This is a genomic window from Abyssisolibacter fermentans, assembly GCF_001559865.1.
In the GTDB taxonomy this organism is placed as follows: Bacteria; Bacillota; Clostridia; order Tissierellales; family MCWD3; genus Abyssisolibacter; species Abyssisolibacter fermentans.
This window is the reverse complement of record NZ_LOHE01000112.1, coordinates 97,057-122,421: the sequence shown is the minus strand read 5'-3', so window position 1 is coordinate 122,421 and position 25,365 is coordinate 97,057. Positions and strand designations below refer to the sequence as shown.

General features: G+C 28.5%; 15 protein-coding genes. 2 read left to right on the top strand and 13 right to left on the bottom strand.

Going from position 1 to position 25,365, the window contains the following annotated elements; all coding sequences use genetic code 11:
* Nucleotides 1-646: 646 nt before the first annotated feature.
* Complete coding sequence (locus tag AYC61_RS20165; protein ID WP_066507521.1) at nt 647-10,126, bottom strand: S-layer homology domain-containing protein; 9,480 nt, start codon at nt 10,124-10,126, stop codon at nt 647-649.
* Between the two features lie 322 nt (nt 10,127-10,448).
* Between AYC61_RS20165 and AYC61_RS20160 the strand changes: the two genes are divergently transcribed.
* Nucleotides 10,449-11,918, top strand: a complete 1,470-nt coding sequence (locus AYC61_RS20160; RefSeq protein WP_066507517.1) for a transcriptional regulator — start codon at nt 10,449-10,451, stop codon at nt 11,916-11,918.
* Nucleotides 11,919-12,170: 252 nt separating this feature from the next.
* A complete protein-coding gene (locus AYC61_RS20155) occupies nt 12,171-12,677 on the top strand; it encodes a hypothetical protein (protein ID WP_066507514.1) in 507 nt (168 codons plus the stop codon).
* 67 nt (nt 12,678-12,744) lie between these two features.
* Here AYC61_RS20155 and AYC61_RS20150 read toward each other — a convergent pair whose 3' ends face one another.
* The 12 genes from AYC61_RS20150 to AYC61_RS20095 form a co-directional block, all read right to left on the bottom strand.
* A complete protein-coding gene (locus tag AYC61_RS20150; RefSeq protein WP_066507511.1) occupies nt 12,745-13,608 on the bottom strand; it encodes an AraC family transcriptional regulator in 864 nt (287 codons plus the stop codon).
* Between the two features lie 145 nt (nt 13,609-13,753).
* The gene (locus tag AYC61_RS20145; protein WP_066507507.1) at nt 13,754-14,359 is read right to left on the bottom strand and encodes a Type 1 glutamine amidotransferase-like domain-containing protein; all 606 of its coding nucleotides are present in this window, start codon (nt 14,357-14,359) and stop codon (nt 13,754-13,756) included.
* A 68-nt stretch (nt 14,360-14,427) separates the two neighbouring features.
* Complete coding sequence (locus AYC61_RS20140) at nt 14,428-15,915, bottom strand: DUF7309 domain-containing protein (protein WP_066507504.1); 1,488 nt, start codon at nt 15,913-15,915, stop codon at nt 14,428-14,430.
* Between the two features lie 436 nt (nt 15,916-16,351).
* Complete coding sequence (locus AYC61_RS20135) at nt 16,352-17,119, bottom strand: acyl-CoA dehydratase activase (RefSeq protein WP_066507501.1); 768 nt, start codon at nt 17,117-17,119, stop codon at nt 16,352-16,354.
* A gap of 18 nt (nt 17,120-17,137) precedes the next feature.
* Nucleotides 17,138-17,389 carry a putative Se/S carrier protein gene (locus tag AYC61_RS20130; protein ID WP_066507499.1) on the bottom strand — a complete coding sequence of 84 codons (252 nt, stop codon included), beginning with the start codon at nt 17,387-17,389 and terminating at the stop codon, nt 17,138-17,140.
* 8 nt (nt 17,390-17,397) lie between these two features.
* The gene (locus AYC61_RS20125; protein ID WP_066507496.1) at nt 17,398-18,672 is read right to left on the bottom strand and encodes a double-cubane-cluster-containing anaerobic reductase; all 1,275 of its coding nucleotides are present in this window, start codon (nt 18,670-18,672) and stop codon (nt 17,398-17,400) included.
* A gap of 256 nt (nt 18,673-18,928) precedes the next feature.
* On the bottom strand, nt 18,929-19,504 hold the full coding sequence (locus tag AYC61_RS20120) for a GrpB family protein (RefSeq protein WP_066507494.1): 576 nt from the start codon (nt 19,502-19,504) through the stop codon (nt 18,929-18,931).
* 44 nt (nt 19,505-19,548) lie between these two features.
* Nucleotides 19,549-20,328 (bottom strand): class I SAM-dependent methyltransferase, encoded by a 780-nt coding sequence (locus AYC61_RS20115; protein WP_066507492.1) that lies wholly within the window; start codon nt 20,326-20,328, stop codon nt 19,549-19,551.
* A gap of 97 nt (nt 20,329-20,425) precedes the next feature.
* On the bottom strand, nt 20,426-21,262 hold the full coding sequence (locus AYC61_RS20110; RefSeq protein WP_066507490.1) for an MBL fold metallo-hydrolase: 837 nt from the start codon (nt 21,260-21,262) through the stop codon (nt 20,426-20,428).
* Between the two features lie 137 nt (nt 21,263-21,399).
* Entirely contained in the window at nt 21,400-21,660 is a 261-nt protein-coding gene (spoVS, locus tag AYC61_RS20105; protein ID WP_066507487.1) for a stage V sporulation protein SpoVS, read from the bottom strand.
* Nucleotides 21,661-22,484: 824 nt separating this feature from the next.
* Nucleotides 22,485-24,020 (bottom strand): ribonuclease Y, encoded by a 1,536-nt coding sequence (gene rny, locus AYC61_RS20100; RefSeq protein ID WP_420806822.1) that lies wholly within the window; start codon nt 24,018-24,020, stop codon nt 22,485-22,487.
* A gap of 658 nt (nt 24,021-24,678) precedes the next feature.
* Nucleotides 24,679-25,311, bottom strand: coding sequence for a regulatory protein RecX (locus tag AYC61_RS20095; protein WP_066507482.1), 633 nt, complete (start codon nt 25,309-25,311; stop codon nt 24,679-24,681).
* Nucleotides 25,312-25,365 lie beyond the last annotated feature (54 nt).

Here is a 25,365-nt window from a genome sequence, read left to right as displayed (position 1 = left end):
AGTGAACCCAAATCTTGATTTGGTGTGAATCGCTTACTCCTATGAAATAACTGAATAGGAGATTCATTACTAATATCCTTCTGTTTATAAGATATCCATTTAATTCTCGACATACCAAATCGGTATGCCTTCGAATTCACTGAAAGCTTCTAATTTAAAATATACAGCATATCATTTAACATTATATGGATAATCACGGATTAATTATTTATTTTGCGTATTCAACTTTCTAAATGAATATTTAATAATTATGTCAATAATGAAGTTTTATTAAGTCAAATTTACTAATAGCATTAAATACCCTTTATCTTTGAATAAAATCTTTATTATTCACCCAAAAGTTCCTAACCCCACTAAGTGTTTGAAAACAAAGGCACCAAGATTTTTTCATCTCAGTGCCTTTGGCATTTATCCGTTTTTAAAATGGTAGTTATGTTCATTCTCTTTAATTAGTATTTGCAGTACTAAGAATGTCAATGTAACTACAACGTATTTTGAAAGTACAACCTTTATTCAAAGATATAAGCAATTTTTTAAGAGAATAATGATATTCCACTGAAATCCTGGCGTTTATGATCAAAAAGATACCTGTTGAATATCGTCTATATTTAAGTGTTACATATTAGTTCCATTAGTTATTAATTTATTATTGCTTTGTAATTAAATCTAGTAATATATAAAACATCTTAGCAATCTCCGCTCTTGTGGTTGTACTTGAAGGACTAATCTTATTGTCATAGCCTTTTACAATTCCTGTTTTTACGCACATAGCAACAGATTTTTTTGCCCAATTAGGAATATATTCACTATCATCAAACTCAGAAAGAGTAGTCTCTATTTCTTCATCACTGAGATCAGTTTCTAGCCCAACAAATGTCATGACTTTATCAATCAGCACCATTGTTTCTTGTCTTGTTATCCGATTGTTTACACCAAAACTATTATCTGTATAGCCTACCATAAGTCCATATGAAGCCACTGATGACACATATTTTTCATACCATGCACCTTGTAATACATCATAAAAGCTAGGTTCACTTTGCTTTTCTAAAAGTGCTAACAACCTATGAACTAGCGTTGCCATCTCAGCCCGTGTCATTATATCATCAGGACAAAAATCTGTGCTGCTTTTTCCATATAAAAGTGCTCTTGATGACATATTTTCAATATAATCTTTTGCCCAGTGATTAGTTATATCTTCAAAAGTTTTATCACCTAAGGCCAATACATATATACCTGATTGCAGCATAAGTGAAGTAGACTGCTTTCCATATACTCCAGTAGGAATGTGATTGATTGAATTATTATCATACCTTAAAAGAGTTATTGCATCAGATAAGAATTTATCCTCTAATGAAAATGATAACTGTATATAATCAAAGAATCCGTCTATGTATCTTTGTGTTTGATTGTTTATTCCATATAACTTTATCATTACAGGCTCAGCATTCATTTTAAAGTTTTGAGAGTACAGCATATTTAAAACATTATTATAAGTTTCATCATCAAGGTTTGATAGCTCTAATGTAAGACTCTCATTATCTCTGAGGTCTAAATTACTTACGGGTACTTTAAGATCATAACCCTGATTTTCTATGGTTATCGTGCCCTTTTTAGCAAGCATATTTTGTGCACTCTCTTTATCGATAGTCATTGTTATCTTCTGATGTTCTTCAGGTATCGAAATATTCATATCTTTTGTTTTTATATTACTAATATTATAAAACAGCTCTATTCTACCATTCACTACCTTTCTATTTTTCTCTATCTTGTAATCATTTTGGAATTTATAATCTTTATTTCTATTATTTGGTGTACTCAGTTTCTCATCTATGCCTTTGTAAATAATAACTGTATATCTCTGGTCATTTGCGTTTGTTTTTACAAATATTTCAAAGGTATTTTCACCATTTTCCAAGTTGCAGGCCTCTAAATCTGAGATTAATTGTCCATTTTTCGAAATAGTTATGTTAGCATTAGGATATTCAGGTACTACTGTTATCAGCGTTTCAATCAAGTCTGATACTTGAACTATATACTCATGAACATCTTTATCAAAATCTAAATATACGCCACTAAACTTTAATTCATCAAGCAAACAACTATCCTCATTAACACGTGAGAAAATCACATCACTTGAAACACCTAGCTTACTGAAGTTAAATGTTTTATTTAGTCTTTCTTCTCCTCCCATCATTATTAAACCCTTACCTATAGCTTGGGAATTATAGGTTTGTTTAGTTTCGATTATATTTCCCTTTTCATCTTTTAGATTTACGATTATATTACCGTTATTTATTTCATTCATTGAGTTGTTTAAAACCTCTAACTTAACAATACTTTTACCTGTTTCATTTTCCATTACAGTTGTAATGGATGTATCCTCACAATTTTTCGTAAGTAGGCTGTGTAATTTAACATAGGTCGTATTATTTCCTATATTCACCTCACGAATAGGACAACCATTTTCCTCTATAACTGTACTAAAGTATAATCTAAAGCCTTCTTCTGGTATTTCCCCACTTTCATCTGAAAAAGTTTTCAGAGTTTCTTCATCTAAAGAAACTTTTTGAGTGAATATCCCATCATTAATCCACTCTAGACTTTTAGCATCAGAAATAGCAATAGAATCAATAGGGCTTCCATCTAGATTAGGATTGTTAAACAATTCTAGTTTTACCACATGCTTTCCTAGTGTTAACTTTGAAAAAGTATCATTATATAGGTGGACATTAAAGCTACGTTCTCTTTCCATTTCCTTAGTAATGTCAATACGATATATACCTACATCTGGAATATCCATATATAATTTATCACTTTTTGTATCATTAGAGGTTAGAAATTCTGCTTTAACACTATAGTCAGGATTAATAATCTTTTCAGGTACTGTATAAAAAACTGTAAAATTCTTATATTCACCTGGTCGTATAAGTGTATCCTCTTCAAATACATGTATATCACCTGAAAGGTTAATAGTCACCTTTGTAATGGGTTCTATACCCTCATTAAAAAGGCAAAACTGGACAGGCATATCCATCTCAGGTATTAAATCATCATAGGAAAAATATGCTCCTTCCACAATTAGATTGTTTTTATAACCTGCTTTTGCAACAGATAAATTGGATTTTGAAACTGGCAATAATATTATATCACCATCTGTTGTCTCAATACTCTTTACCTCGTCATTACTATAATCAGAGGTTTGCATTACTAAATTAATTTCTTTTGTTTCAGCATTAGTAAAACAATCAAAGAAATCAACCACATTATAATCATCAAGCTCTATAAGCTTTATCTTAGGAGATTCTACTATATCATCATTATCTTCTATAAACTTCATTCCATATATGATATCTTTATCTATCCTATAGCTTTCTTCTTCACTTTCTTTAACTTCTGTATAAGGCTCTTTCCACACAATAGATAAATCATCTAGACTTTTAGCACCTTTAGTAAAATGAAAACTTTGATAATTGCTTATACCTGCATTACTAATTTGCTTTTCAAATTCTGGATATAAAACAGCCTTATCGTTTATCGCACACAGTCTGATTCCATTTTCTTCAATATCGTTTTGAATATTTACGGTATTCCAACCTATAATAAATCGCTCAACCCCATCAGGAAAAAGCACTGATGTTATTTGTGGATTTTCATCTGTAATTTCATTATTTGTTATCCTTATATTATTCACAACTTCTCCTGTTTCATTAAGGATAGCACAAGCAATTTCTGTATTATTTGTATCATTTATTTGTATTTGATAAGTTATTGCTGATGTTCCGTCTGATAACATCTTTGCATTAATCCCTTTAATTTTATCTGTACTACCATCATACAGACACCTTTCATCACTCCATTCACCATCATCATAAATGGAATACATTATTTTATCTCTACCATCAAAATCTAAAGGATTATCCATATCACTAGCATATAAACTTCTCCAAGCAACTAATACTTTTTCACCATTTGTAGCAATTACAGGTGCCATGTCAGGCATGGAATTATTAGTTAGTCTTGTTGTAGTAAAATCAGTACCATCATATATACTTGCCATTATTTCTGTACCTGTAGTCATTGTCAATATATCCTCACCCGTCAATTCGTCACCATGGCTCTTATCCAAGGAATTCATACATCTTATCCATGTAACTGCAGCAAAATCTCCTTTACCATCAATTTTAACATCTGTATCAGCATAATCAGAGCTATCTATTTCTTTACCTAATGGATACGTATCCCCAATATTTTTTGTAAAGCATACCGCTGTATCATCAATGTCTGTACTGCCCATGTCTGATAAATATATCATAATCATACCGTCATCAGTCCATGCAGGATTTGCATATGGATAAGCATTAGTCTCGATAATATTAATTTCGTCATCTAATGCCCTACTAAGCATAGATGTACTCCATTTCCTATCAAAGGTACTAAGGTATGATCTATCTTCGTATGTGACACTTTCAGAAACAGGCTCTAAATATACCCCTCTATAGCTAAGAGCTCCTGTAGCTTTATTTCCTGATTCTGGATAAAGATTTTTAATATAATTATATGAGTTGAATTTAAAGGATTTGTTTAGAAATGTTGCAGATGCTATTACCTTTTCATATTTAACAAATAGAGCTTTAGCCTCAAATTCTATTCCTGTTCTCCCAAGCAGGGTTATTTTTTGACCATTCCTTTTCTGATTTTTATTATTTAAAAATAGGAATTGTCCATCAACGCTCACTTGACCAAATACACCTATTTTCAAAGCAAGAACTGAATAATCAAAACCGATACCTCCAAATGCCTTCACATATAAATAAATACGAAGCTCGGTTATATAATTTCTGATATCTTCTTCATTGTACTTACTAATTATGGTTTTTAGTCCTATTTCTCCTGATAATCCTGTTTTAAATTGTCCAGTAACAGGAACCGGTCCTACTTTAGCGTTATAATCAGTTACATAAGCACATCCAATACCAATAAATGTATCACTTTTTAAAATGGATAAATCCCATTTCTTTGCCTTTGTATTATAAGAGATTTCACATTCAATATATGCTCCCCCACCGAATGTTTTTTCGGTATTTGAATTTCGCTTACCATCCTTCATTTTCTCCTTTGCCTCATTCATTTTTTCTCTTGCATTTTTTAGATATTCACCTTTTTGCATGCTTATTAAATCAGTAAGACCCGGCATGAGATTCTTACCTGATGATGAATTCTTGTCAGCCATGTAAACACCTGTTGGATTTTCATGACTCATTTCACCTACGGCAATTTTTAATATACCTTTATATACACGTGGATCTTCTGTAGGAGAAACAATAAGACTAAAGGAACTGCTATCAATATTATTTCTACTTAATTTTCTTAAAGTTTTCTCAAGTATTCCATCTATATTTCCAATATTAGGAATATTTATTTCAGATGCTTTTATTATATCAGCTGTGATTTTACTTGCCTCACTATACACCGCAGAACTATTTTCAACATTTCCGTAACCAGTTAAATTGACTAAACTTAAAGCATTTGGTATTTCTAGATAGTATCCAGTATTCTCTGTGAATTTAATAGATAGATTTCTTTTGCCGCCTTGCCAATCTTGATTTACTCTTTTCACATATTGAGAAGGCTTAAATACATTTTTTACAATAACAAAACTTGAAAAAGGATAGGTTACACCTTCTGAGTATTGATTATGTGGATATCCATAAGAATTGTCACGATACTTAACCCATGATGTATCAACATATTTAGGAAGCAATACCTCTGTAATAATAGTAGGATCAGAATCTTCAGGATTAATACCAAATATTTCTGGTACTTGTTCCACTCTACCATTTGTTTCTACAGTCTGTGATATTATACCAATATTATTATTAATTCTATCAGCATCAATCTTTTGTAATGTTTTGATATACCTTTCATTATATGAACTTAGCTTTATTATTTCTGGACGAAAATTATTATCTTTAAATCTAACTTCAATTATGAATTCTATATTATCTTTAGGGGTAATCGGAGGCATATAAGAGTTAGCTATAAATTCATTAGCATTAAAATTTAGTTTTAATAATCCATTGTTTACATGAATAGTTTGGTCCACGTACCCTTTTATATTATTAATCTTTGCATCTGGACAGTATTTATCATTCCTGTATACCCCGCCCCTAATAATCACATCTCCATTATAAGGCTCCCCATTTTCTTTTACTAGATGGATATCTCTTTTAGAAAGGAATGGTGACATCATTATATTATTTTGTGGATATAGACCAAAATCAAAAATGTTATTTTGATTAGAAATTAGGTCTTTTTTTTCAATACTACCACTATAAAATGAACTATTATAGTTTGAGCTGAAGCATACATCACTTTCTATACCGCTTTCTTCATAAATAGCAATACTTCCCTTATTATTTGTAATAGTTTGCTTTTCTACACCTTTTCCATTAGTATAGTATGCATTAGCCTCCGTTCTTGGAAAAACATTGAATAAGTATAATTTATCTTCAAGATTATCTACCGTAACATCTAAATCTGCCTCCATACCTGTTAAATCATGTATTGCTTTTATAATAGTACTCCCACTTTGTTTTCCCTGTAATAAAAGATTACTGTTAGGATCAAATGAAGAGTAAGTATAATCCTCAATATTTTTATAAAACCCACCATCATTATATTTGATAGATGCTATATCATCATTGCTAGATTCCCATTTAAATTTATCAGCTATTTTGCTCCAATTATAATCATTATTATTAATACTCAATGTATCTGATATATTTATTTTCCTGTTTAGTGCTAGAATCTCATCACTAGTCATAGTAGATAATATATCACCGTTGCTCATTGTAAAGCTGTCCATTTTAGTTCCATTAACCAATATCTTAAGAGCTTTCGAATTATACACATATAAAACATAAGAGTCATATGAAAAAGCATCCTCTACCCTATTTTTAGCTTTTAAAGATACTGTGTACATATCTAATAATCTATCATTATCCACTTTCTCTATTGATATTGAGTGGTTCTTATCAATATCTTCTAAACTATCTGTATAAAATACAAATCCATCCTCCTCGTTTTTGATAACCGATATACCAAACTCAGTCTCATCATCAATGATAAGATTTTCTATATCACAGCTTACCTCAAAATGATCAGCATCATCTATTATATAATATTTTTCTGGTTTATTTAAATTTGCTTTTGCAGGTAACCCTCTTACAGCAATATAAGCGGATGTAGATAATGTTTCGCCAGTCTTTAAATCCTGTGCTGATATTTCTAATATATAACTATACCTTCCCTTAAGGGAAATATTATTAAGGACATTCTTATCTATGGTATAAGAAAAAATATCATTATCATCACTTGCAGTAAGTATTTCTTCCTGTACCAATTTTCCTTTTTGGAGTTCTAAACTTTCATATTCTGCTTCATACAGACGATAACAATAGTTGGTTACAGTTTCTTCACCTGCAAACAACCTATTATTTAAGGTTAAATTTGTAGCATAATAAACCTTAGCATTATTTCCTAATGTTGTTTCAATGTTTTTAACAACCTCAGGAACATAAAGAAAGGATTCTTGTTTTGTTTTTACTACAAGAGTTTTACTGTTTATGCTAAACTCTTTTCCATCAGCTCCTCCGTTTAATGCTTTCAATGTAAAAGTAACCTGTCCCTCATTTCCTGTGAAAATAATATTCCCTGCTTTATCAATGCTGGCAACAGTAACATCACTACTAAACCATTGAAAATCATCTTCACTTTGCCATGTAGCATTGTTTTTTACATTATAATTTAATGAAATCTCTGGTGTGTTTTCATATACATAAACAATATTATTTAAGGGCCAATTTTTATAAACTATTTCTAGATCCTCATTGTCATCGATAAAAACGATTGGCTCTATAACATACTCCGCTGTCAGAGCATATAAAAGCTTATAACCTTCTGAATCAGTAATATCTTCATCAAAATAGAACTCTGCTATATAGTGTTTATTTTCATTTGACAAATTAATAGGTGCATCAAACTCACCCTTTAGCTTTGTAATTGTCATATCATCATTATCAGCATACAGGTTAACATTTTGGACTGTACCGTCTTTTCCTATCACTTTAACCATAATATTTGGTAACCATCTATCTGTATCTACTGTACCAGCTTTTTTTAGCATATCTACCACCAAATCATTAAGGGCATCATCCTCACTTAAGGATACCGTAATATCACCTTTAGCATTATCCCCTCCCTCAATATTTACATTAACCTGGGCAGTATCAAAGGCTTTTTCTACATTAGGCTCATTAATTATAACTGTAATAGTATCTACACTTTCTTCATCTTGCATTTTACCAGACAAATCTCTAGCACCTTGTATATTTGTCACATTTAATGATTCTAATCCATATGTTTCTACCTCATATAAAAAGCTTACATTATTTGATATGGTTCCATTACTTTCCATTGGTAATAATTCTGTCCCATTTACATTTATACTTATGTCATCTATATAAACAGGCTCAGAGTATGTAATTGTTATAGGTATATTTTCTCTTAAATCATAAGTGTCCCATGATGCTTTTACATATTTAACATAAGGTTTTTCTTTATCTATAAAATCCATTTGATTTTTTATGAAAACATCATTATCATCCCAAAAGTAGGTATCTACATCTCCTTCGAGTCCTGAATAATCAAAAACTACATCAAAATTCTCAATAATACCATTTAAAAGTCCATCCTGACTATTAAATCCAAGGTTATATATCTCGGTATCCTTTAGGTTAAAATCATTTCTATTTTCACTACTTTCAATTGGTATTTCATATTGACGTTCATATGTTTCCCCATTATGATATTCAGAAGAAATATTTATTTTGATATTTCCATTTCCTCCATTTTCATTCAAAAAATATCCAATAGGGAGATTTATATGTGAAAATACGCCTGTATCTATCATGGCTCTAGCTTCAAAAGTAATAGGTTTTTCACTAGTAATTATTAGCTCATTCTCTATATCCCTATATTTTCCTGGTGTATCAACAAAGCTTGTCCCGTTTTCTATCTTAGATATATCTAGTAAATAAATTTCTTTAGCAATTTTATAACAGTTCTCCAAATCAAATTGATTTTTAATTGCTACAGGAATAGTCATGCTTTCATTTTCATTTTCAAATAAAGCATTTTCTATATTATTACAATTTATATATAGTATTCTATCTTCAGTCCAAAATTCATTCGGCATATACGGTTCTATCGGTTCTGATAGTTCTGATGAGAGTCCATATTTTTCTGGATCATTTGTCAATTGGTTTATAACAATATCAATTGTTTTTTCCGTTTCCCCTGGTGCAAAAACAATACTGCCTTGTCTATCATCAACTGTAAAGTGGTGTTCATACCCTTCACTACTTGCACTACCTGAGTAAATATTGTATGAGAAAGAAACCTCTTGTTCATTTACCCTATTTAACTCAAATGTAACTGTAGCAGTATTTTCAGAACTATAATTTGCATAGTAAGGACCTGAAATTTCATATGACACACGTGCCTGATGGTCTATGCCTGATGGAGAAATCCAATCTACAGCTTGTGTATCTGATTGTACATCTATTCCTGATGTGCTAATCTGATTTACTAATGAATTAAAAGTAACTTCATGCTCCTTGGTTAATTCGGTGTCATTATTAAAATACTCATTTTTAATTCTGCTTATCTCATCTTCTATCTCTATCATGGTTTTAAGGTTATTTAGAGTAAGCTCACTCCCATCCACAGATACAATTTTTTCTAAATCTATATCATCCGTTGTTAGCATTGCCTTTACTTCCTGTAAAGTAAAATCTTTTCCGTCAATATTAATCATCGATGTCTCTACAATCCCATCCTCATCAATAATACCCAAATCAGTTAGATACTCAGTTATATCACTAGTGTTAGAAATATCTCCGTTAATCTCCTGTAGTTGACTGAGTATATTTTGGTTCTCATCTACTGAATTAAACTTTGTTTGATTGATATTAGCAAATGCATGAATAGGTAACCCAAGTCCTACCATACATATAATTAATATTACACTAACAATTCTTTTACACAAGTGTTTAGATAACATTATTATACCTCCTCATAGTTATACATACTTATTGATATGTGTTATTAAAATCTCAACTACTCTATTTTTGTTAAAAGTTTTTCACATGCTCCCTTTATATTCTTTTCTTCATTATATTATAAGTTATCTATTCAAACAACATATTTCGGATATATCATCCATATTTATATATATGTATTTCGAAATTTAATCGAACACTTCTTGTTATCTGTATTTAACTTTTAATGTTAAAACTGTTTTACTTTAAAAAACTAAAATTGACTTTGATTTGCTATTGTAATATAATTAATAAAAATAAATATTCACAGGAGTTTTTATGCAGATGTACAAGTTTGGCGATTATTTAGAAACATTACTCATTATTAAACAAATAGATAAAAAACTATTTTCAACTATGATCGGTATAAACCGTTCACAGCTATATCGTTTTTTGCGAAATGAACAAGTCCCTACACTTGAATTGCTCGAAATTATATCTTCAAAACTCAATCTAAGAGTTTCAGAATATAACAAAATGTTAGAGAGCTATGAGTGTTCTTTATATGGTACTCATATCATCGAAAGCAGAAAGATTATCCATAATATATTAAGTTACTATGTCCATAATAAGGATTATTCTTATGATATTACTCTAAGACCAGACAACAATATGTTTTTTTCAGAATTGCAAAAATCAACAATCCTACCTCTTAGCTCAAAAAATGAGGTTATACTTGCAATTTGTAAATTGCTAGAAATGGTTAAAAATACAAAAACAAAAACAACAATAAAAATCATTCTGCAACCAGAAATGACTGAGATAATGAACCTTTTATCATCGTTATTAAAAGATTTAAAACAAAGTAGCAAAGATATCACCATCGAACATATTATACGTTTTAGAAGCACTTTTTTAGATTCTAATAAATGCTATAACCTTAAAATATTAGAGACATTGCTGCCTCTTGCTAGCTATCAAAATATTTACAAAACTTACTATACAATGGCACCTGGTTATTCTGACGGACATCATGAGTTTTTGCCAGCATTAGTATGTATGAATAATGAAATGGCTATCACTATTTCATCTGATTGTCAAAAAGGCATATTCTATTCTAATGGTTTATCAGAGGTTATAGATGTGTTAATAGATGAGTATGACAAAGTAAAAACCGACTGTTTACCTTTATTTATCAATACAAAAGATGAAATAACATTTTCGTCGTATCTACTGGAATTTGAGCAAAACATCAGTGCAGACAGTTATATTCTACAACCTGAAAACTGTTTTCTTTCATTTCCTACAGAAATTATAAAGAATAAATGCAGTGAAATTAATGCTCCAAAACAATTCGCAGATCTTTTAATAGACAGAAAAAAAATATTCGAAAGTAGGCTGAAGAATAATACAGTTGTTGAAATCATACCATTAAAGGCACTTGATAGCTTTGTAAAAAAGAGAAAATATCTTTTGCTTGGTGAAATTGTTCTTAATATCGAAGAAATAAGTTCTATACTTGAAAATCTATTATACTATATCGAAAAGAAAAACAACTACTTTCTCTACTTGATGAAAGATAATAATGAATTTACATCAATTAAGTCGTCTTTTTATATATTAGGCGAAGAATTGTTATATATCATACCTTCTTATGCAAACTACGAAACATCTGATAATACAATTATTCGAGAAAGTGAAATAATAAGAAGTTTTAAAGATTTTCTAAGATCATATTTTAAAAAGAATAATTCAATCATTTGTCAAAAAGAAGTAGCTGATATCATACGCAAAAAAATTAATGATCTTAAATAAAAGGTAAACTCTTTATAATAAAATGTACTAAAAAGATATTGACTTATCATTGAATTTTCGCACAAGATTTTGGTACAACTCTACCAAAATAGTTTAAGAGTTCTTATTAGAAAAACAGTAATATGACTTACTTTTTTTCATTAGCCAAATTACTGTCTTTAATTTTCATGTTATTTAGTTATTTTTGCTGCAATCCCTCATCATATAGCATAAAAAATGTCTATAATACATCATAAAAGGAGTATAATAAATATGAAAGAAATTAAGCTTTATAATGTTATTTTTCCAATCTGGATTATTCTATTTCTACCACCTGTAATTCTATTTACTCTTGCAGGGAACTTTGTAATTGATTCTCTAGTGGTAATTGGTTGTTTTTATGCTTTTAAATTACGAAACTATCAATTTGATCTAAAATCATTTTATAAAAAAAACATACTTAAAGTCTGGATATTTGGTTTTATTGCAGATTTTATTGGAGCTATTATATTGTTTCTTACGCTAACTGTCGTAGATAATACCTTTGATATACCTTATGAGGTTACTAATGCAATTAGTTATAATCCATTTAGTAATGTTGCAGGATTTTTGACAGTTGTATTTGCAATGCTTGTATCATGTTTATTTATATACTTATTTAATTACTACCGTACATTTAAGTATATAAAAGAAGTAAAACTTAGATTTAAATTAGCGCTTACAATTGCAATAATAACAATTCCTTGGACTTTTTTAATACCATATAAATGGTTGAATTAAGTTAATACCCCCCATTTAGCTAAAGCTATATGGGGGGTATTTATAATCTTATATAATTAATTTATACTTATTTCTTTTTCTCAACAGGAACCCATATTTCACAAAAACAATCTGCATCATTATCTTGTGAGTACAATTCAAAATCAGTATCATCAATAATACTATACTCTGAACCAGGAAGAAACTCTGAAAAGATTTTTTCCCATGTTTCACCTATACAATCTCCGGTTTCCCCAATACATTTAAATACGGCCCATACTGTAGGTTTTACCTCCCATATGGTATATCCCTCCGGTACATTACCACCACTAAATTCCATACCTATGCCATAGTCAAAATGTGTACTTTCTTTTGATATTGGTGCACAAGCTCCATAAGTATCATGCTTAGTAGTGTTTTGTTTGAGAACATCAAATGTGCCATTTTCGCCACATTCTTTCCAAAAGTCTGGAATTTCAGTATTTCCCTCTTCTGAAATCGATTCATTTCTAAACTTTGCAACCTTAGCCAATAATTTAAATGCTTCTCGTTTTTCAATCCTATAGTCCATAACAGTACCACCTTCCACTTTTATTTTAATAAGAAGACGATTAAAAGACTTTAATTTCATACCTGCACGCCTCGCCACATTCGGCGCAATACCATGAAATCTGTAAAATGCCTTTGTAAAACTTTCTGGCGAATCATAACCATATTTTAAAGCAATATCAATTACCTTTACATCAGATATAGTGAGTTCCTGCCCAGCCATAGATAATCTTCTATTCCTGATATATTTATTTGCTGTAATACCCGTAACTAAACTAAATGTCCTATGAAAATGATAACTTGACATGTATACATGTTTTGCAACATCTTCATATGTAATAGGTTCTAATATATGCTCTTCCATATAGTCGATTGCTCTCTGCAAGTTTTGAATAAAATCCATTTTTCTCACCTCCATGTACTAATTGTACTAAAATATAACTGTTATTTCCTATCCTACCTTGCTTACATTTGTCTTTATGAAATATATCTAAAATTATTAATAAACTTAAAAAAAGCATAATATTATTAAAATGGAATACGGAGTTCTAAATGCGTATTCCATTGAATTCTTCTATACAGTTAATCTCTTTTTTATTATCATTATCAATTATTAACCCAGATTTTTCTGTTAGTCCTATTACTCTATGTTTTAGCATCTTGGACAAATTATTAAGCCTATCTTTTTTATCCTCATTATAATGTGGACATACTGAGAAATCAACTATATTTAGACCTTTTTTATTATCAAGTCCTATTATGTCACTATCATTAGATGTTTCAATGCTTTTGCCAAGTACAACTGCACCCGCACTATTGCCAATTATTATTTTTTCTTTGTGTTCTTTAATTAAATATTGTGAAAATCCTGATTTATTCATTATATCCATAAGCTTATACGTATTACCACCAGCTATATATATGACTTTAGCATCAGAAACTCTTTTCCAATCCTTATATAAATCAACATACTCTACATTAATCAATCCATATATAAGCATCTGTTTCCTAAAAAATTCATAATACTCCACTTGTGAGCGTGTTGTTGCTGAAGGTATAAATATGATTAAATCGTCTTTTTTTATCCTTGATATCCATTCTTTATCTATATCCTTTGATTGTGGATAATATGATCCCCCATTTAAAACAATCATAAACTACCACCCTCTTAACATAAAATTAGCACGTTATTTACTTATTAGTTATCCAAAAATTATTACTTTTAATTTTCTATCTCATCATTTAAAATATCATTAAATAATTCCTTTTTAATATTTGGTATCACATTTAATTTGTCTACTACATCAACAGGAATATCAAGTTTTTCAAAAATGTCATCTAAATACATATAGATTTTTTCATCTGAAAGAATGATTCTTTTTGGTATTATTTTATTGTCACTAAATAACGATAATAAATAATTCTGAGCGTTCTCAGCTATATTATATGGATGTGTCAGTGAATAGCCAACTATGATCTCCATATTTACACTTGCGGTTAAAAATATTGATGGAAAGTAAATCTCTTCATTCTCCTCTACTGGCATTATATGATAAAAAGAATCTATTTCCCAAATATCATCTATTATTTTACATGTTTTCTTTATTCGTCTTACTTGCAATTCATTATAGTTAATTGGGATTTCTATTACTCTTTCATTTTTTTCATGTAACTCTGAATAGCTATATACAACATCTGTATAGGTATTATCTAGAGAATATTCTCTAACATTGCACTTTCCATATTGTAATAATGAAGCCTTATCATAGTTTTCTTTTAGATCTATTATATAATCATTTATTACACTAAAAATTCGTTCTAATAAATTTAATTCCTTTGGATTTATTAATCTTGGAGTAAAACCAGGTTTGAAAACTCTAAAAGACGGCCATTGTTTTTTCCCATTAAAAGTAATTCCCGACATTTGAATTAATTCATAGTCTTCTTTTTCAATATCCTTTCTATCGTCAAAGTAAAGTGTACATGTATCCATTACGTGAATCATTTCTTCTTCTAAATCATATTTGCTATCTAGTAATTTAAAATAGCTTTCTATTCCTTCTAAACCTTTATAAATAGATAATCCAAATGCCTCTCCAGCATATCCAAGTATACTACAGAAAAAAATATCTTCTTCATCATGAAATTTAATCCCAAATACATCTGTGTTTCCAAAATCTTTCCAAGGCTTTAGTTGAGAAAACTTTTTTACTGCTTCAAATAATGACTTTACTTTTACTATATCGTATTCTGTTTCTATGTTATTATTGTTGTAATCATCTTCATATGCTAAATATTCAACATTATCATTATACTGATTAGCTACTTTAATCCATGATTCTTTATTCTTTTTAATAGTCTCTAAAAATAAATCATAATCCTTTTTTTCTATGATATTTTCTTCATATAAGAACTTATAAAATTTTTTTAGTGAAGTTATATTTTTCTTTATTGTATATTCTGTAGCAAATGTTTTTCTTATAAGCCAATCACTGAAAAACATATCTATCTCTGACCACCCTGCATCAGCAGTTATCACTTCATAATATGTCAAAAATTCGTTAATATAAAACTCTACATTTCCAACATGATTTTGTACTGTTTTAGAGGTTAAACCTGCTTCCAATAACCAATATTTAAAACCCCCAAGGAGTTTTTCATTTATTTTCGTGTTGGTATTTTTTTGTTTCTCATATAAACTGTATTCCATTGCAAACCTCTTTTCTATTTATTCTACTAATCTAAGTATATTCAAATTATTTATTCATAAGATACTCATTAAATTCTTTAGAAATTTTTTAATATTAATAGTTAAATTTTTTCAAAACACTATATATTATGAACTATATCATAAAAATAATAATTCCGCATCTACATTTAGTATAATTTCCGTATTAATCGCTTCAAATGTTTTAATAAATTATTTTTAAATGTATTTGATATTTCAATTAAATTATGGATTTGAAAATATTTCTGAAATTCGGACTTTTTTATCATTTTACTATTAATGTAATTATATCATAAAAAACTCATACATATATTTTTATTTATGTTATAAATAACTAAATAATTCATTATTATTCAATATTTCTTAATATGGAAATAAACCCATGAGATGCTATATAACAAAGGGTATAAAATCGAAATCAATCGATTTTATACCCTTTTACTGCTGCCCCTAATGCTCCTATAATTTGCGAATTATAAGGCACATATATTTCTTTTTTTATCTTCTTTTCTATAATTTTTTTAATGAGATTACTTTTCGCTACACCACCACTAAAACTTATTTCTGCATTAAGATTTATTCTATGCAACATAGTAGATGCTCTGTCTCCAATTGACTCTAATATTCCTAGAAATATACTTGCTTTATCCATACCCTGAGCTAACAAACTTACAACTTCTGATTCAGCAAAAACAGTACACATACTAGATATTTTTTGTGCTTTTTTATTAATGTCTATCTCTTCATCAATTTTTTCAATATCAATGCCTAGTGTTACTGCCATTACTTGTAAAAAACGTCCTGTACCCGCAGCACATTTATCATTCATAAAAAAATCTATTACATTCCCGTTCTCATCAATATTTATAACTTTACTGTCTTGACCGCCAATATCTAATATGGTTCTAGTATCAGTGTTTAAATAATGCATTCCTTTTGCATGACAAGTAATTTCTGTTATTGCTTTATCTATGAAATCCATAGAAATTCTACCATAACCAGTACCTATTACGTTTACTATCTGGCTTTTATAGATTTTATTTTTTTCTAATATCTCTTTATAAATATTTTTAGAACTCTCTTTTGGATTCCAGCCTGTAGGACTTATTATATAATCTACTACTTCCCCATTAAATAATACTGCCTTTGTGGCTACTGAACCTGAATCTATTCCAATTGAATACAATTTGATGCCCCTTTCAATCTATATATTGATGAATTTTTTCTTTTTTTTCATCTTTAAACTATGAATTCCTTCGGTTTTTAAATTAGGGGTTGCTTGTATTAATTTTTCAACTCTTTCTTTGTCTTCTTTTTTTATCATTATGGATATACCACAACACACACTTAGTTCTCTTGGAGTTGGTGATATTGTATATTTTATTCTGTTCTTTTTCAGTACTTTTTCCATTAGTAAGCCGTTATTATGATTTGGAAATAGAATGTATGAATACATAGTTTAATCTAACCTTCTATCATTTCTAAGAATGCTTCTAACCTTGTCTTAATTTGACCTGCATCTTCTAATCCATACCCTGTTTCTATCATTATAACAGGTATTCCTTCTTTTTCTAGTGCTTCTTTAACACTTCTAAACTCACTAGCATAACAGGTACAAAATGGTAGAGTATAGTATATTACTCCATCTGCATTATATTCTTTATACAAGCTTACAATGTCATCAATCCTATCAGTATTTGGCGTAAATACTGCACAGTTTGTTTTGATATATTTATCTGCTATGTTTTTAATCATACCATCCATGTCTTTACTTTCTTCTGAAATTAAATTTTTAAAATATTTTGTTCCTGTACATGTTTCTTCCGCTACAACAGCAGCTCCACTTGTTTCAATAATATGATGCATTTTCCAGTTAGGAACAGCCATAGGTGTACCAGTAATAAGAAGTCTTGGAGCATCTTTTTTGTATACTCCTATACCTTTTTTCACTCTTTCGTCTAATTCATCACATAGCTTTTCTGTCATTTCTATAAATCTCTCTGGATCATCATAAAAAGCTATTTGTGTTATAAGTAGTGTATCTTTTCCGCTTATCGGTGAATTATCTAGTTTTCTAAAATCATATAATCTTTTAAGTACTTTTCTCTTTTTATTATGAATTTTTATTCTTTCATATAAAACATCTTCTGTTATAGTGTTACCAGTGACTTGCTCCATTTTTTCTTTGAATAATTCAACTTCTTCTTTCCATTGTTGCTTGTTCTTTTCTCTTTTCATTTGTGGTAATTCCATTACATGAGTATCTATTTCTTCGCTAAAAATTTCCCATGCTTTTTTCTTTGCATCACAAGTTGTTTCCCCTACTATTAAATCACATGATTGAAAGTATGGACATGTTTTACCAAAATAAGCTCCTACAGCTGCTTTCACTAATGGACAAGTATTTTTAGGAACTATTTTTTCACCATCTGGATGCCAAAAATCCGAACCTGCACAAAGCCCAACACTTACTCCTCCTGCTGCTGTTATTATTTCGTCTGGTACAAATACACAAAATGTTCCTACTACTTTTTTATTATCTTTTTTTCCTTCATTTATTTCTTTAATTCTTAAACCATGTATTTCTGAAATAACCATATTAAAATAATTCATTCCTTCAGGTCTGTTTTCTTGTGACATGTATACTTCGCTATAAAACTCTGGTAAAACTTCACAAAGTTGATCATGTTTTTCTAAGTCAATATCTAACGAACTCCACAATTGTTTGTAATCTGCCATTAATAAACCTCCTCAAAGCTTTTCAACCTAACTTTTATTATTATACTATACAGGCTTAACATTATTAACTAATATTTAATTATCATATACAGTTACAAACTTTTATAAATTATTTTAATAATAACTAAAATGAATTATTTGAAAATAAGTACAATATAAAAATATCCATTTTGATATCACAAATAAAGATAAAAAAATAAGTGATTTGTCTCATATTTAAGACATTCACTTATTGAATACAATGTATGCTTTTATTCTACTTCTTATTCTGTTTTTCTATATCTAGCAAATCTTTTTTTGATATTCCAGATTTGCTTAGTATATCTATTATAAACGATGTCTTCTTTTCTACATACGTATCAATATCATATTTGTATTTAACTGCTAGTTTTTTCTTTAGGTTACCATATTCTAATGCTGCATCTTTATTTTGTCTTAAATAATCTCTTAATAGCAAATGATTTTCTAAACTTACACAACCTCTGATACCTGCGTATAAATGATGCGGCATCCATTCTTTAATAACTGTATTATATGGTACTTCATCTGATACTCTCTTGAATGCTTCTCTACCTTTAATACCCATATTTCCTTCATGCTCATAGCCTAGGCTAGCAAGTCTTTTAATCACATTCTTTAAATCTTCATCATTTTGTACTATTATATCTATATCTATTATTGGTTTTGCAGCTAACCCACATACGGATGTACTACCAACATGCTGTATATCTACGTTTATTTCCTTCAATTTTTCTAAATATACTGCTTTTAGTTTTTCGAATTCCTCTGCCCATTTTGGGTTATAATCTTCTACAACTATCTTTCTTGTCATTTATAATCCTCATTTCTATATCAATATAATCCAAAATTATTCATTTATATTTTTTTACCTAAGAATAGAGCTACTAAGCATTGTTTTTCGATTTTACCTCCATTATTATCTATTATCTCTTTTATCTCTTTAAGTAAAGGCTCTTTTTTCTCTTTTTCTAAAATTCTATGACGTGAATGAGTGTTTAATAAACCAACATACTCATCTGAAGTATATGTATGCATCCATTTATATTTCTTTATTTCTAAGTTACTAAAAAGCTCTGTTGCTTTAATATTTTTTCCAATGTCATTTATATCTTCTTCTGGTGTAGGCATTTTCTCGTCATTTAATTCTGGTGCATACTTTTTATATAATTCTCTTATTTGATTATATATCTCATCATATTCTTGAACATGCACTGTCCAAAAGAATGCTAGTGAACTACCTTTTTTTAGAATTCTATGGACTTTAGGATAACCTACTTTAGGGTCTACAAAATGAAAGGCTGTTGCTGATATTGCTAAGTCATAATCATTTGATTTTATCTTTGCCTCTTCAAATGATCTATGAACAAAATTAATTGTTTTTTCATTCTTGAATTTTTCTTGTGTTAATGCTATAAGTTCACTTCCAAGTTCAACACATGTTATATTATTATACCCAATATTAACAAAACCTTCTGTCGCTTTTCCTGTTCCACTTCCTATTTCTATGATTCTATCATTTTTATCTAAATCAGCATATTGTACAATATCTTTAAATAACTTTGCTGGATATGTTGGTCTGTTTTTTTCATATTCATTTGCAATATCATTAAATGTATTTTTTCGCTCGCACTCCATATTTTATCACCTCACACTATTTTATACATAATTATATTATTATCCCTACAATTTATCAATAATTTTATTTTGTGGTATGTTAATAAAAAATTGTATTTTATTTATACTCTAACGAAAGACCTACACCTACTTCTTCTAAGTTTACAATGTTAGACAATGCTATTTTTGATTTTAAATCTGTACAGTGACATGCATGAATCTCTTTTATGTCTGCTTGTTTGAAATAGTCTATAGTACCTTCTAGTTGTTTCTCACTTGGATTTAACAGATGAAATCCTCCTATTATATCAATGATTCTATCGTCTTTACATATTTTTTTTGCATGTTCGATAATATTACATATACCTGCATGAGAACATCCAGTTATTATTACTAATCCTTCTGATGATTTGTAAACTAATGCAGAATCATCTATTAAATAATCATCTTCTTTAATACCGTTTTTTTCATATTTCCCTATTGGTTCTTTATTCTCGAAATTATTACATCTTTCTATTTCACCAAGAAAAACAATTTTTTCTGTTAACCAAACATGTGATTTGCTCAAATTCATTTTAAAATGTTTGCTTAATTTTTCACTGTTAATAATACTGCCTATTTCTTCATTATTATATTCCTTATGTAAAAACGTTTCTGGATGTGCTATAAGCGTTGGTATTTTATAAGCTATACTTTCTATCTTTGCTTCTGAATAATGTCTAATTAAAGGTATTATGCCCCATGTATGGTCATTATGTCCATGTGATATTACTATGTAATCTATATCCATAAGACTTATATTCATTTTCTTTGCATTTTTAATAAATGCATCTGAATAACCTGTATCAAATAATATTTTTATTTCTTCATCTTGAATGTAATATGATACTCCTGGTTCTCCCAAAAAATATCGATCTATAAATGTATTATTATCTACCAAAACTTTTAATTTCATTTATACCCCTCATTCTTTTATCGTTTTTGTACTTTAGTACTTAACCCTATCTTAATATAAATAAATATAATATCAATATTTTGTAATTCATAAAAAAGTCTGCAAACGATTTGCAGACTTTTTTGGGCTAATTTTTGTTATCTTGGTTCAACTATTAATTTTATAGCTGTCCTTTCTTCACCATCAATTTGAATATCAGTGAAAGCTGGTATACAAATTAAATCAACACCACTAGGAGCAACAAACCCTCTTGCTATCGCTACTGCTTTTACTGCTTGATTTAGAGCACCTGCTCCAATTGCTTGGATTTCAGCCGTACCTTTCTCTCTTAATACACCTGCTAATGCTCCCGCAACAGAATTTGGACTTGATTTTGCTGACACTTTTAATACATTCATGGAAAAAAGCCCCCTTTAATTATTTGTATATATTATAAAAACTAATATTAGAATTCAACAAAAACTGTTAAAATCCTCCTACATTGATAAAAAAATAAAAAATAAATATTATATGCTCATTATTATTTACCATATTTATTATATATGTATAATTTTGTATTATATTTTTACATAATTTTCTTCTCTTTGTATATATTATTATTTAAAAATCATATTTTTATAAATCTATGAAATAGTTACAATTTCGTAAAATTTTTATTATTTAGTAAATATCAGCTGTCATTTTATGTATTATTAAATACCTATATACCTAATTATATAAAATATTTTAATTTTTTGAATAAATTACTCTAAATAATTCATATTTGTATTGTATTTCCATATGGAGTAATTAATCCTAATTTCCTATAGATTATAAAAAAGAATTTTATATGTTTACTTTTTTGAAACACATTTACGAAAATTATATTAATTATCTATAGTTTAAATGAATATAATTTTCTATGTGTTATAAAAAGTCTTCATATTAAATTCTAAAGGTTGACTTTTTTGAAATGCATTACACAAATTATATATAGTTAACTTTTAAGGATAATAATTTACTATGCATTATAACAAAATCTTCTATCAATAAAAGTCATTTGTTGATTTTGTTGAAATCTATAAACGGAAATTAATTCTAATTTCCTATAGATTATAAAAAAGTCTTCATATTAAATTCTAGAGGTTGACTTTTTTGAAATGCATTACACAAATTATATATAGTTAACTTTTAAGGATAATAATTTGCTATGCATTATAAAAAGAGAAGCATAAACTTCTCTTTATTTTGCATATTCAATAGCTCTCGTTTCTCTAATAACATTTACTTTTATTTGTCCTGGATATTCTAATTCATCTTCTATTCGCTTTACAATATCTCTTGAAATATGAATAATATCTAAATCACTAATTAATTCTGAATCAACTATTATTCTAATTTCTCTTCCTGCCTGTATAGCAAATGATTTTTCTACACCTTCGAAAGAATTAGCTATTTCTTCTAATTTTTCTAATCTCTTAATGTAAGACTCTAAGGTTTCTCTTCTTGCACCAGGTCTTGCAGCTGATACAGCATCAGCAGCTTGAACTAGAACAGCTTCAATTGTCTTTGGTTCTATGTCTCCATGATGAGCTGCTACAGCATGTAAAACAGCTTTAGATTCTCTGTATTTTTTACATAAATCTACTCCAATGCTAACATGTGGTCCTTCAACCTCATGATCAACAGCTTTACCAATATCATGTAATAATCCTGCTCTTTTAGCAACTTTCACATCTACACCAATCTCAGCAGCCATAATACCAGCTAAATGTGAGACTTCCATTGAATGTTTTAAAACATTTTGACCATAACTAGTTCTAAATTTAAGTCGGCCTAACAATTTTACTAATTCTGGATGTATGCCGTGAATACCAGTATCAAATGTTGCTTGTTCTCCAACTTCACGAATCTGATTATCAACTTCTTTTCTAGCTTTTTCAACCATTTCTTCAATTCTTGCTGGATGAATCCTTCCATCAGTTATCAGTTTTTCCAAAGCTATTCTGGCTACTTCTCTCCTTATTGGATCAAATCCAGATAAAATAACTGCTTCTGGAGTATCATCAATTATTAGATCTATGCCTGTAGCAGTTTCTAAGGTTCTTATATTTCTACCTTCTCTTCCTATGATTCTTCCCTTCATTTCGTCATTTGGAAGAGCAACTACTGAAACTGTACTCTCAGCAACATGATCAGCAGCACATTTTTGAATAGCATATGATACTATTTCTTTAGCTTTTTTATCAGCTTCAAGCTTTGCATTATTTTCAGTTTCTTTTATTAGTATAGCAGCTTCATGACTTATTTCTTTTTTAATATCATTCAATAATAACTCTCTAGCTTCTTCAGATGTTAATCCAGATAATTTTTCAAGCTTATCTACTTGTTGTTGATATAAAACTTTAATTTGTGATTCTTTTTCTTCAAAAGTTTTAATTTTCTTTGATAAAAAATCCTCTTTTTTCTCTAAAGCTTCACTTTTTCTGTCTAAAACCTCTTCTTTGTGAATAAGCCTTCTTTCTAGTTTTTGTAGTTCATTTCTTCTATCTCTATTTTCTCTTTCCATTTCGGTTCTAAGTTTGTGAACCTCTTCTTTTCCTTCTAATACATATTCTTTTTTAATTGTTTCTGCCTTATTATAACTATCTTCAACTATTCTTTTAGCTTGTTCTTCTGCTGTCATAATTTTGTTTTCAGCAATATTTTTTCTTATATATATACCAAGGAATACTCCTACAACTGCTCCTATTAATCCTCCTGCTAATATTTCAAGAATAACAAGCACCTCCTTTACTATTAAATTAATTCGATTATCTTACATTTGCATTCAAAATGAATCATATAAAGTCTTTAAATTTAGTATCTATAAAATTTAAAGCTTCCATTGTTAGGAATGTAAAAAAATAAGTTCCTGATATTACGTAGGAATTTTAATTATTTTCGATATACAAAATTCATGAACCTATGTTTAGTATTTAATAGATTTTGTAAAAGAAAATATATAAAATAACATGTTTTCTATGGAAAATTATTTTTTAATATCCCTTAACCTATAAACGAAATTATTACCACTTACTTATAATTTCCTATAGATTATATAATTTTTCACTTCTCTTATAAAATATAAGTATAAATAAATTTTTAATATAATATAGTAAAATTTATTATTTCTATTATATTATAAAATATAAACCGAGTTTACTCGGCTCATAAAAATCAAATATAATAATTCATTTATATATTATATTTAAAAGCTGATATCGTCTTTATTTTAATACTTTTGAGCATATATGTCAAGTATGCTATTAACCGTCATATAGCATCGTTTACCTCTATAGTTGAATAATAAAATAGCTGTCTTACAAACAAAATTATATATTATAGCATTTGATTTTCTATTAATAAACTATGTTTACTATATATTTATGATGATTTTATCCTAAATATTTATCTTCAATATTATTTTTAAATTCTTTTATTGCTTTGCTAATTGTATTTATTTTAAAACCTTTTCTATATAAAAAAGCTTTTATCTTATCTTCATATTTTCTATCAAATATTTTTTCTGGAATTCTGATTTTCTTTTTTATAACTTTCATAACTACATCATAATCATCTACTTCTAGCTCTTCAATAACTCGATTTATTATATCTGAGCTAACCCCCTTATTCTTTAGACCGTACAAAGCCATATTTTTGCTTTTAAGCCCATTCTTATTATGATAAGTTATATAGTTATAGGCATATTTAAAATCGTCAATGTACCCTATTTTTTTGAGTTTAGCTATGATTCTATTAACCAAATCCTTTGAGTAATCTAACCCTATTAAATAATTATATATTTCTTTTTGAGTCTTTGAGCTATATGATAATTTTTTAATTGCTTTGTTTATACATTCATAATCAATTGATTTTTTTTCTAAATACATATTCTCCATGTAACCGATTTTTTTATTAATATCTAATTCATATTCTATAATAATATCCTTTGACAATGTATAACTATATTCATTATCAATATATATAGCATATATTTCATTTTCTTCTTCTATATTTGTAATTACCATTAATACCTTTACCTCCAAAAAACTCCTATTAGCTAATTATTAGCCAATAGGAGA

Coding starts and splice junctions, on each gene's coding strand:
- AYC61_RS20095 (WP_066507482.1), bottom strand. CDS start 25,311: ATGGTAATTACAAATATAGAAGAAGAAAATGAAATATATGCTATATAT.
- AYC61_RS20110 (WP_066507490.1), bottom strand. CDS start 21,262: ATGAAATTAAAAGTTTTGGTAGATAATAATACATTTATAGATCGATAT.
- spoVS (WP_066507487.1), bottom strand. CDS start 21,660: ATGAATGTATTAAAAGTGTCAGCAAAATCAAGTCCAAATTCTGTTGCG.
- AYC61_RS20150 (WP_066507511.1), bottom strand. CDS start 13,608: ATGGATTTTATTCAAAACTTGCAGAGAGCAATCGACTATATGGAAGAG.
- AYC61_RS20165 (WP_066507521.1), bottom strand. CDS start 10,126: ATGTTATCTAAACACTTGTGTAAAAGAATTGTTAGTGTAATATTAATT.
- AYC61_RS20155 (WP_066507514.1), top strand. CDS start 12,171: ATGAAAGAAATTAAGCTTTATAATGTTATTTTTCCAATCTGGATTATT.
- AYC61_RS20140 (WP_066507504.1), bottom strand. CDS start 15,915: ATGGAATACAGTTTATATGAGAAACAAAAAAATACCAACACGAAAATA.
- AYC61_RS20115 (WP_066507492.1), bottom strand. CDS start 20,328: ATGGAGTGCGAGCGAAAAAATACATTTAATGATATTGCAAATGAATAT.
- AYC61_RS20160 (WP_066507517.1), top strand. CDS start 10,449: ATGTACAAGTTTGGCGATTATTTAGAAACATTACTCATTATTAAACAA.
- AYC61_RS20130 (WP_066507499.1), bottom strand. CDS start 17,389: ATGTATTCATACATTCTATTTCCAAATCATAATAACGGCTTACTAATG.
- AYC61_RS20145 (WP_066507507.1), bottom strand. CDS start 14,359: ATGATTGTTTTAAATGGGGGATCATATTATCCACAATCAAAGGATATA.
- AYC61_RS20120 (WP_066507494.1), bottom strand. CDS start 19,504: ATGACAAGAAAGATAGTTGTAGAAGATTATAACCCAAAATGGGCAGAG.
- AYC61_RS20125 (WP_066507496.1), bottom strand. CDS start 18,672: ATGGCAGATTACAAACAATTGTGGAGTTCGTTAGATATTGACTTAGAA.